Origin of the sequence: Nonomuraea longispora, from assembly GCF_004348345.1 — a bacterium.
GTDB classification, from domain to species: domain Bacteria; phylum Actinomycetota; class Actinomycetes; order Streptosporangiales; family Streptosporangiaceae; genus Nonomuraea; species Nonomuraea longispora.
In genome coordinates this window covers 1-9098 of the sequence record NZ_SMJZ01000280.1, presented here as the reverse complement: position 1 = coordinate 9098, position 9098 = coordinate 1, and the positions used below count along the sequence as shown (strand labels likewise).

The following is a 9098-nucleotide window of genomic DNA, read 5'->3' as shown; positions in this document are numbered from 1 at the left end:
GTCCCGGGGTTCAGCCGTCCGAGGACGGCGGGTCGGCGAGCCTGCGGGCCAGGGCCACGGTCCGGCGAGCCCTGGCGACGATCGGCGCGTCCACGAAACGGCCGTCGGGCAGCGCGATCGCGCCGGTGTCCGTCCGTTCGGCCTGTTCGGCGGCCTCGACGATCTCGGCGGCCCTGGCCACCTCGTCGTCGTCCGGGCGGAAGGCCCGCCTGATCACGGGGATCTGGCGGGGGTGGATCGCGGTCCTGCCGAACAGGCCGAGCGCGCGGCCGGCCCGGCAGGAGGCCAGCAGGCCGGCCTCGTCCTCGACGTGCGGGTGAACGGACATGGGCACCGGGGGCAGGCCGGCCGCGGCGGCGACCAGCACGACCTGGAGCCTGAGGTGGTTCATGGCGTGCTCGTCGGTGACGGCCAGCTCGGCGGCCAGGTCCTGCTCGCCGAGCGCGACGCCGGCGACGCGCGGGTGGGCGGCGATCTCGCGGGCGGCGACGATCCCCGCCGCCGATTCGAGCAGCGCGTACGCGGGCGCACCGGCGATCAGGTCGAGCACGGCGGGAGACTCGACCTTGGGCAGCCGTACGCCGTCGGCCAGTTCGCCGACCGCTTCCAGGTCGGCCCGGCCGCGCCCGGCCGAGAGGTCGTTGACCCGGACGTGCACCTGCGGGCCGGACGGCTCGTCCGCGCGGGAGCGCAGGTAGGCGACGGCGTTGGCGCGGGCCTCGTCCTTGCGGGCGGGCGCGACCGCGTCCTCGAGGTCGAGGATCACCACGTCGGCCCCGGACGCGACCGCCTTGCCGAACCGCTCGGGCCGGTCGCCGGGAACGTACAGCCAGGTCACGGGCGGGTTCACGCGATCACCCCCGCCTCGCGCAGCGCCGTGATCCGCTCGTCCGGGTAGTCGAGCTCCGCGAGCACCTCGTCGGTGTCCCTGCCCAGGGGCCGGCCGGGCCAGCGGATCTCGCCGGGCGTGTCCGACATGCGGAACAACACGTTCTGCATGGTGACCGAGCCGAGTTCCTCGTCCGGCACCTCCACGAACGTGTTCAGGGCCCCGTACTGCGGGTCTCTCGCGACGTCGGAGATGTCGTAGATGGGCGCGACCGCGGCCTGCACCTCCTCGAAGCGGGCGATGACCTCGTCGGCGTCCCGCTCGGCGATCCACGAGGCGACCGCCTCGTCCAGCTCGTCGACGTGCTGCACCCGCCCGTGCCCGCTGGCGAACCACGGCTGCTCGACCAGGTCGGCCCGCCCGACGAGGGTCATGACCCGTTCGGCGATGGGCTGTGCGCTGGTGGAGATGGCCAGCCAGCGGCCGTCGCGGGTGCGGTAGGTGTTGCGCGGGGCGTTGCTGGTGGAGCGGTTGCCGGTGCGCTCGGGCACGGTCCCGAGGGCCTTGTACGCGCTCATCTGCGGCCCCAGCAGGCCGAGGATGGGCTCGATGATGGCCAGGTCGATGACCTGCCCGCGGCCGGTGCGCTCGCGGGCGTGCAGCGCCACCATGATGGCGTACGACATGGCCAGGCCCGCGATGCCGTCGGCGAGAGCCAGCGGCGGCAGCGTGGGCGGGCCGTCGGGCTGGCCGGTCATGGCCGCGAACCCGCTCATGGCCTCGGCCAGCGTCCCGAACCCCGGCCGCGAGGCCATCGGGCCGGACTGCCCGAAGCCGGTCATCCGCGCGACGACCAGCCGCGGGTTGGCCCGCAGGAGGTCGTCAGGGGCGAGGTTCCAGCGTTCCAGCGTGCCGGGGCGGAAGTTCTCGATCAGCACGTCGGACCGCTCGGCCAGGCGGCGCAGGATCTCCTGTCCCTCGGCCCGCGACAGGTCGACGGCCGCGTTGCGCTTGTTGCGCGACAACGTCTTCCACCACAGCCCCACGCCGTCCACGGACGCGCCGTGCCCGCGTGAGGGGTCGCCGCGGCGGGGATGCTCGATCTTGACGACGTCGGCGCCGAAGTCGCCCAGCATCATCGCGGCGGAGGGACCGGCGAACAAGGTCGCCGCGTCGATGACCCGCAGGTCAGCGAGGCTTGTCATGGGAATGTAACTTATAAGAAATATGTCATAGGTCAAGACATGAGCCTCTTCTGGGAGACACTTGACGCATGCGGACCCCACGACCTCCCATGAGCAAGGCCGAGTACGTCTACAGCGTGCTCCTCGACGAGATCCGCAGCGCGCGGATCCCCGGCGGCACGGCGTTGCGGGCCGGCGAGGTGGCCAAACGGCTGGGGGTGTCGGTCACGCCCGTACGCGAGGCCCTGCGCAGGCTGGAGAAGGACCGGCTGATCAGCTACGAGGCGCACCACGGCGCGACCGTGGTCGACCTGGGCGACGAGGCGCTCGCGGAATACTACGGCCTGCGCGCGGTGGTCGAGGGCCTGGGGGCGCGGCTGGCGGCCGCCAGGATCACCCCGGAACAGCTGGCCTCGCTGCGCGAACTGCACGCCGCGATGGCCGCGGACGCCGAGCACGGCAGGTACGCGCTGCTCGGCGAGCAGAGCAGGCACTTCCACCTGCGCATCGTCGACATCGGCGGCCCCGCCTTCCTGGGCGCGCACGCCCGATCGGTACGCAACAGCTTCCCCGTGCCCGCCGAGGCGTCGCTCTGGCTGGACGAGGCCCAGGTCAAGGCCCAGATGGAGGCGCACGAGGACATCCTGACCGCGCTGGCCGCGGGCGACGGGGCGGCCGCGGAACGCATCATGGTCGACCACATCAACCGCGCGGGCGAATACCGCCAGGAGACCTCCGGCCCGCTCACGGGAGACCTGGCATGAGAGGCGTCAAGGGGGTGCTGTTCGACCTTGACGGCACGCTGCTCGACCACCGGGGTGCCGCCGACGCCGCCATCGTGTCCTGGATGTCCGCCCGCGCGCCCGGCCACTCCCGGCTGGGCGAGGTGGCCGCGCTCTGGGCGGAGCTGGAGGGGCCGTACCTGGCGATGTGGCAGCGCGGCGAGTGCTCGGTGCAGGAGCAGCGGCGGCTGCGGCTGCGCGCGCTCTGCGAGGAGCTGGCCGTGCCCGAACCCGGCGACCTCGACGCCGCCTACGCCGACTTCGCCGCCCGCTACCGGCGCGGGTGGACGGCCTTCCCCGACGCGGCCGGGGCGGTGAGGGAGCTGGGCGGGTTCGCGCTCGGCGTGCTCACGAACGGAGCCCAGCAGATGCAGGAGGAAAAGGTCCGGGCGATCGGGCTCGGAGGGCTGGTGGGCCCGGTGCTGACCGGCGAGGTGCTGGGCGGGCACTTCAAGCCGTCGCCCGCGTCGTACGCGGGGGCCGCGTCGGCGCTCGGCCTGGCGCCGGAGGAGGTCGTGCTGGTGGGCGACGACGTGGTGAACGACGTGACGGGGCCGGCGGCGGCCGGGATGCCGTCGGTCTGGCTCGACCGGTCCGGCGTGGAGCCGCCGCCCGCCGGGTTCCCTCGCATCACCTCACTGACCGGTCTGGCGGGGCTTTTCGGCGACCTCGGCCAGCGTGGAGTCCTCTAGCGCGAAGCCGCCCACGTGGGCCAGGTAGTCGCCGGCGGCCAGGGGATCTCCCAGGTAGACGCCGCCGGCCCGGCGCACGAGCAGCGCTCCCGCCGCCACGTCCCACGGGCTGACCCGGGTGCCGTACGCGGCGTCGGACCATCCCGCGGCCACGTGCGCCAGGTTCAGCGCCGCGCTGCCCGGCCTGCGCACGGCGGCGAAGGACTCCAGGAAACGCCGGTAGCGCCGCAGCGCCTCCTCGCCCTCGGCGTCCAGGTCGTGGGGTGAGGGGTAGCTCGTCAGCAACGTCGCCTCCCGGTCGGCGCCGGCCCCGGCGCTGCGCAGGGGCGTGCCGTCACACCAGGCGCCGTCGGCGGAGGCGGTGAACTCGTCCTCGCGCACCGGGTCGTACACGACGCCCGCCACCAGCTCGCCCCCGACGGCGGCGGCGATGGACACGCAGAAGAACGGCAGCCCGGCGGCGAAGTTGGCGGTGCCGTCGATGGGGTCGACGTACCAGACCAGGTCGCCCGAGCCGGTCGTGCCGCCCTCCTCCCCCACGATCACGCTGCCGGGGTAGCGGGCGCCGATGACCGCGCGGATGGTCTCCTCGGCCGCCCGGTCATGCTCGGTCACGGGATCGTGGAAGTCGCGTTTGGTGGTCACGGCGGGCCGGGACCTGAAGGCCTTGCGCAGCCTGGGGCCGACGGCTCTGGCCGCCTCGGTGGCGGTGTCCAGCAGAGGGGTCACGTCCATGCGGAGCTCCAACGTCAGTCGATCGAGGTCATCGCAACCGTCATGCCCGATCCCGGGCGGCAGCACGCCCTTCCCTGACCTATTTGTCAGGACATTATGACCTCGGTTAAGCTGATCAGCATGACCCGCGATCTCGCCATCGACCTGGACCGATCCAGCCCCGTGCCACTCTATTTCCAGGTGGCCGAGCAGATCGCCGAGGCGATCCGGCGGGGTGACCTGGCACCGGGCTCGCGGCTCGACAACGAGATCCTGCTGGCCGACAAGCTCGGCCTGTCGCGGCCCACGATCCGCCAGGCGATCCAGTATCTCGTGGACAAGGGCCTGCTCGTCCGCAAGCGGGGTGTCGGCACGCAGGTGGTGCACGGGCAGGTCAAGCGCTCGGTGGAGCTGACGAGCCTCTACGACGACCTGCGCAGGGCCGGCCAGGAGCCGGCCACGCAGGTGCTCGCCCTGGAGCCGCGCCCGGTCGACGAGGACATCGCCGGCATCCTGGGCGTGGAGCCGGGCACGGAGATCCTCTATCTCGAACGCCTGCGCTTCGCGGCCGGCGAGCCGCTGGCCGTGCTGCACAACTGGCTGCCGCTCGGGCTGGCCCCGCTCACCGCCGCCGGCCTCGAGGAGCGCGGCCTCTACGAGCTGCTGCGCGGCGCCGGCGTGCGGATGCGGGTGGCCAACCAGCGCATCGGCGCGCGCGCCGCCGGCCAGTCGGAGGCGAAGCTGCTGGACGAGCGGCGCGGCGCACCCCTGCTCACCATGATCCGCACGACGTACGACGACCAGGGCAGGGCCGTCGAGCACGGCTCGCACGTCTACCGGGCCTCGCACTACTCGCTGGAGGTCACGCTCATCGAGCGCTGAGGACGCGACCCCGTCAGCGATCGCGCCCGAGCGAGCGGGACAGACGCCCGGCGTCGGCGGGCGAGGCGATCCTGACGAAGATCAGACGGGCGTGCGCCGGGGCCGGACGGCGTCTGCACGTACATGGAGCCGGGCAGCCGTTACAGCACGTTCACGTGGGAGTGGCCGCAACGTTTCGACGGGCTCAGGACCTGCTGAGACACGGCTGTCGCGGGGCCCGGCGGCCACCGCGGGCGCCGCACACCCGACCCGTCCGGAAATTTCCGGACGGGTCATCTTCTTGTCATCAGTGCTCCCGCAGCCCTTGGCAACAGGCCTTTCCGGCACTTAAGGTCAGTGCAATGCCACACATTACTGGGATGGTTCATGACGTCTAAGCAGGTCAAACCCCCGGCCGGCGCCGTACGCACGGCGGCGGGAGCGGTACGGCCCGTCCCCGCGGTGCGCATGACCGGCGGTCTGCTCCACGACTGGCGGCGCCGGAACAGCACGGCCACGATCCCGCACACCATCGAGCAGCTCAGGGCGGCCGGCAACGTCGCCAACCTGAGCCGCCTCCAGGACCCGGACCCCGCCCCCTACCGCGGCCGCTACCCCTTCCTCGACACCGACCTGTACAAGACCCTCGAAGGGCTCGCGTACGACCTCGGCGACGGCCGTGCCGCGGAGCCGGTCCGGCCGTTCTACGAGGAGGTCGTCGGCCTCCTGGAGCGTGTCCAGGCCCCCGACGGCTACCTCAACTCCTTCTTCCAGGACCCGGCGGCGCCCAAGAAGCCGTGGGAGGACCTGGCCTGGGGGCACGAGCTGTACAACCTGGGCCACCTGATCCAGGCCGCCGTCGCCGCGCACCGCAGGATGGGCGACGACCGGCTGCTGCGGGTGGCGACGCGCTTCGCCGACCTGGTGGTCTCCCGGTTCGGCGAGACGGGCGTCTGCGGGCATCCCGAGGTCGAGATGGCCCTGGTCGAGCTGTACAGGGAGACGGGCGAGCGCCGCTATCTGACCCAGGCGGCCCGGTTCGTCGACCGCCGCGGCACGGGCGCGCTCAGGCACAGCATCTTCCCCGGCGACTACTTCCAGGACCACGTGCCCTTCCGCGAGCTGCCGTCGGTGACCGGGCACGCGGTGCGCATGGGCTATCTGGCGGCCGGCGCGGCCGACGTGCTCCTGGAGACGGGCGACCCGTCGCTGGCCGAGGCGCTGGAGCGGCTGTGGGACGACATGGTGGGGAGCAAGCTCTACATCACGGGCGGGCTGGGCAGCCGGCACTCCGACGAGGCGATCGGCGACCGCTACGAGCTGCCCTCGGAACGGGCCTACAGTGAGACCTGCGCGGCCGTCGCCGTCATGCAGTGGGCCTGGCGGATGTTCCTCGCCACAGGCGGCGCGGAGTACGTCGACGTCTTCGAGCGCGTGCTCTACAACGCCTACGCCGTGGGGTTGTCGGCGGAGGGCACGGCCTTCTTCTACGACAACCCGCTCCAGCGCCGCCCCGACCACGAGCAGCGCAGCGGCGCGGAGCCCGGCGGCGAGCCGCTGCGGCGGGCCTGGTTCGGCTGCCCCTGCTGCCCGCCCAACATCGTGCGGTGGATGGCGCAGCTCGCCGACTACGTGGCGGCCGAGCCGGACGGCGCCGTCTTGGTCGCCGTCTACACCCCGGCCAGGATCGAGGGCTCGGAGCTGGACCTGGCCATGGAGACCGGCTACCCGTGGGACGGCGACGTGCGCCTCACGGTCCAGCGGGCCCCGGGCGAGCCGTACGAGCTGGTGCTGCGGGTTCCCGGCTGGGCCAGGGACGTGACCGTCGCCGTCAACGGCGAGCCGCTGGACGCCGCGCGGCGAGACGGCTGGCTCACCCTGCGGCGCGCGTGGGCGGCGGGCGACGAGGTACGGCTGCGCCTGCCCATGCCGGTCAGGGCGCACGGCTCGCATCCCTACCTCGACGCCACCAGGGGCGCGGTCAGCCTGGCCCGCGGGCCGCTCGTCTACTGCGTCGAGCAGCAGGACAGCCCGGTGCCCGTCGACGACCTGGTGCTGCGCGTTCCCGACGTTGTTAACGCGAACATCGAGCGGCGGGACGGAGCCGTCGTGCTCCACGTGACGGCCGGATCCGCTCCCCCGCCCTCGGCCGAGCTCTACCCCGAGTTGCCGGAAGCGCAGCCGGAAGCGCAGCCGGACGTCACCGCGACCTTCGTCCCCTACTTCCTGTGGGGCAACCGCGGCCCCCAAGCCATGCGGGTCTGGGTCAGGTCCCCGGCCCACGAGATCTGACGGAAAGAAGGCGACATGAGGAGATCGGCGGCGCTCACGAGCGTCACCCTGACCGTCCTGCTGGCGCTCACCGCGTGCGGAGGCGGCGGGGGCCCCTCGCAGAGCGCGGGCGCCGGGGCCTCGAAGCCCGCGACGGGCGGAACCGTGCACGTCCTGGCCAACGCGGACTTCTCACACCTGGACCCCGCGCGCGGCTTCGACGGCGGCGTGAACAACTTCTACCGGCTCATCTACCGAGGGCTGACGACGTTCGGCGCGGGCCCGGGGGCCGAGGGCACGAAGATCGTGCCCGATCTCGCCACCGACACGGGAACGCCGTCCGACGACGCCAAGACGTGGACGTTCACCCTCAAGGACGACCTGTTCTTCGAGGACGGCACGCCGATCGACAGCGAGGCGGTGAAGTTCGGCTTCTCGCGGGCGTTCGACCCGGAGGCCGGGATCGGCTCGCCGTACGGCAGGATGCTGCTCGACGCGCCGAAGGACTACCAGGGCCCCTACCTGTCGGGCGACCTCGACACCATCGAGACGCCCGACGACAGGACCGTGGTCATCCACCTGCGTAAGCCCTTCCCCGACTTTCCGAGCGCGCTGGCACAGCCCGTCTTCGTGCCCTTCCCCAAGGGCACCGGCGCGGGGGCCGCGTTCGACAGCAAGCCGATCGCGAGCGGGCCGTACAAGGTGGCGAGCTACCAGCGCAACGCCTCGCTCAAGCTGGTACGCAACCCGCACTGGAAACGCGGGACCGACGACGTGCGGGCGGCCAAGCCGGACGCCTTCCCGTGGACGTTCGGCCTCGACGCGGCCACGATCGACGAGCGCATGCTGGCCGGTCAGGGCGCCGACGCCGACGCCATCGCCGGCCCGTCGATCCAGGCGGCGACCGTGGCCCGGGTGCAGGCGCCGCAGTTCAAGGCGCGCACGCTCAGCGGCCTGGGCGGCTGCACGACGTACATGAGCCTCAACACCACCAAGAAGCACCTCGGCGACGTGCGGGTGCGGCAGGCCATCAACCACGCGGTCGACAAGGACACCGTGGTGGCCGCGCTGGGCGGCTCCAGCCTGGCGCTCAAGGGCACCGCGATCCAGCCGCCGACCATCGCGGGCCGCGTGGAGTACGACCCGTACCCGTACGACGTGGACAAGGCCAGGGCGCTGCTGGCCGAGGCGGGCAAGGCCGGCGGGTTCTCGCTCACGCTCGACACCCGTCCGGTGCCGAAGATGCAGGCGGTCGCGGTGGCGATCCAGGAGGCACTCAAGCAGGTGAAGATCGACGTCAAGATCAACAACATCGACACGTCGACGTTCTACGAGGTGATCGGAACTCCGGCGCAGCAGCACGACGCCGCGATCACCGGCTGGTGCCCCGACTGGGCGTCCGGCGCGACGTTCCTGCCGCCGCTGTTCGACGGCCGCGCCATCACCGCCAAGGGCAACGCGAACCTGGCGCAGATCGACGACAAGGAGATCAACGAGCGGATCGACGAGATCGCCGCCATGCAGAACGTCGAGGCGGCCAACGCGGCCTACGGCGAGCTGGACAAGGAGATCATGAAGCGCGCGCCGATGGTGCCGCTCGCCTACGAGAAGGTCGTCCTGGTCACGGGCTCGAACATCGCGGGCGCCTACCTGTCCGACGCCTACTCCGGCGGGATCGACCTCGTCTCCGTCGGCCTGGCCAAGCCGACCACGTAGATGACCGTCGCAGCTCACTCACAGCAGGTGGCGGGCCCGCCCGCCGCCC

At 72.3% G+C, this 9098-nt stretch carries 8 protein-coding genes; 5 read left to right on the top strand and 3 right to left on the bottom strand.

The annotated features are described in order from the left end of the window. Window positions 1–10 precede the first annotated feature (10 nt). The gene (locus tag E1267_RS40530) at window positions 11–850 is read right to left on the bottom strand and encodes an HpcH/HpaI aldolase/citrate lyase family protein (RefSeq protein WP_132341108.1); all 840 of its coding nucleotides are present in this window, start codon (window positions 848–850) and stop codon (window positions 11–13) included. Continuing rightward, window positions 847–2034, bottom strand: coding sequence for a CaiB/BaiF CoA transferase family protein (locus tag E1267_RS40525; RefSeq protein WP_132341106.1), 1188 nt, complete (start codon window positions 2032–2034; stop codon window positions 847–849). Before E1267_RS40525 ends, E1267_RS40530 begins: the two co-directional genes overlap by 4 nt. Window positions 2035–2102: 68 nt before the next feature. On the opposite strand from E1267_RS40525, the gene E1267_RS40520 reads away from it, so the two are divergent. Both E1267_RS40520 and E1267_RS40515 read left to right on the top strand, forming a co-directional pair. Beyond that, complete coding sequence (locus E1267_RS40520) at window positions 2103–2777, top strand: GntR family transcriptional regulator (protein WP_236666880.1); 675 nt, start codon at window positions 2103–2105, stop codon at window positions 2775–2777. Further along, window positions 2774–3487 carry an HAD family hydrolase gene (locus tag E1267_RS40515; protein WP_132341104.1) on the top strand — a complete coding sequence of 238 codons (714 nt, stop codon included), beginning with the start codon at window positions 2774–2776 and terminating at the stop codon, window positions 3485–3487. The genes E1267_RS40520 and E1267_RS40515 overlap by 4 nt, the downstream gene beginning before the upstream one ends. Here the strand turns inward: E1267_RS40515 and E1267_RS40510 are convergent. Then, entirely contained in the window at window positions 3431–4222 is a 792-nt protein-coding gene (locus E1267_RS40510) for an inositol monophosphatase family protein (protein ID WP_132341102.1), read from the bottom strand. The two genes, E1267_RS40515 and E1267_RS40510, sit on opposite strands and share 57 nt — an antisense overlap. A gap of 120 nt (window positions 4223–4342) precedes the next feature. Between E1267_RS40510 and E1267_RS40505 the strand changes: the two genes are divergently transcribed. From E1267_RS40505 to E1267_RS40495, 3 genes are all read left to right on the top strand, one after another. Next, window positions 4343–5083: a GntR family transcriptional regulator gene (locus E1267_RS40505; protein WP_132341100.1), complete on the top strand. Its 741-nt coding sequence runs from the start codon at window positions 4343–4345 to the stop codon at window positions 5081–5083. Window positions 5084–5449: 366 nt separating this feature from the next. Then, entirely contained in the window at window positions 5450–7354 is a 1905-nt protein-coding gene (locus E1267_RS40500) for a glycoside hydrolase family 127 protein (RefSeq protein WP_132341098.1), read from the top strand. Window positions 7355–7369: 15 nt separating this feature from the next. Then, entirely contained in the window at window positions 7370–9049 is a 1680-nt protein-coding gene (locus E1267_RS40495) for an ABC transporter substrate-binding protein (protein ID WP_132341096.1), read from the top strand. Window positions 9050–9098 lie beyond the last annotated feature (49 nt).

What these genes read in the sequence shown, in the direction of transcription:
- E1267_RS40505 (WP_132341100.1), top strand. Translation starts at nt 4,343, where the DNA reads ATGACCCGCGATCTCGCCATCGACCTGGACCGATCCAGCCCCGTGCCA.
- E1267_RS40510 (WP_132341102.1), bottom strand. Translation starts at nt 4,222, where the DNA reads ATGGACGTGACCCCTCTGCTGGACACCGCCACCGAGGCGGCCAGAGCC.
- E1267_RS40495 (WP_132341096.1), top strand. Translation starts at nt 7,370, where the DNA reads ATGAGGAGATCGGCGGCGCTCACGAGCGTCACCCTGACCGTCCTGCTG.
- E1267_RS40515 (WP_132341104.1), top strand. Translation starts at nt 2,774, where the DNA reads ATGAGAGGCGTCAAGGGGGTGCTGTTCGACCTTGACGGCACGCTGCTC.
- E1267_RS40525 (WP_132341106.1), bottom strand. Translation starts at nt 2,034, where the DNA reads ATGACAAGCCTCGCTGACCTGCGGGTCATCGACGCGGCGACCTTGTTC.
- E1267_RS40500 (WP_132341098.1), top strand. Translation starts at nt 5,450, where the DNA reads ATGACGTCTAAGCAGGTCAAACCCCCGGCCGGCGCCGTACGCACGGCG.
- E1267_RS40520 (WP_236666880.1), top strand. Translation starts at nt 2,103, where the DNA reads ATGCGGACCCCACGACCTCCCATGAGCAAGGCCGAGTACGTCTACAGC.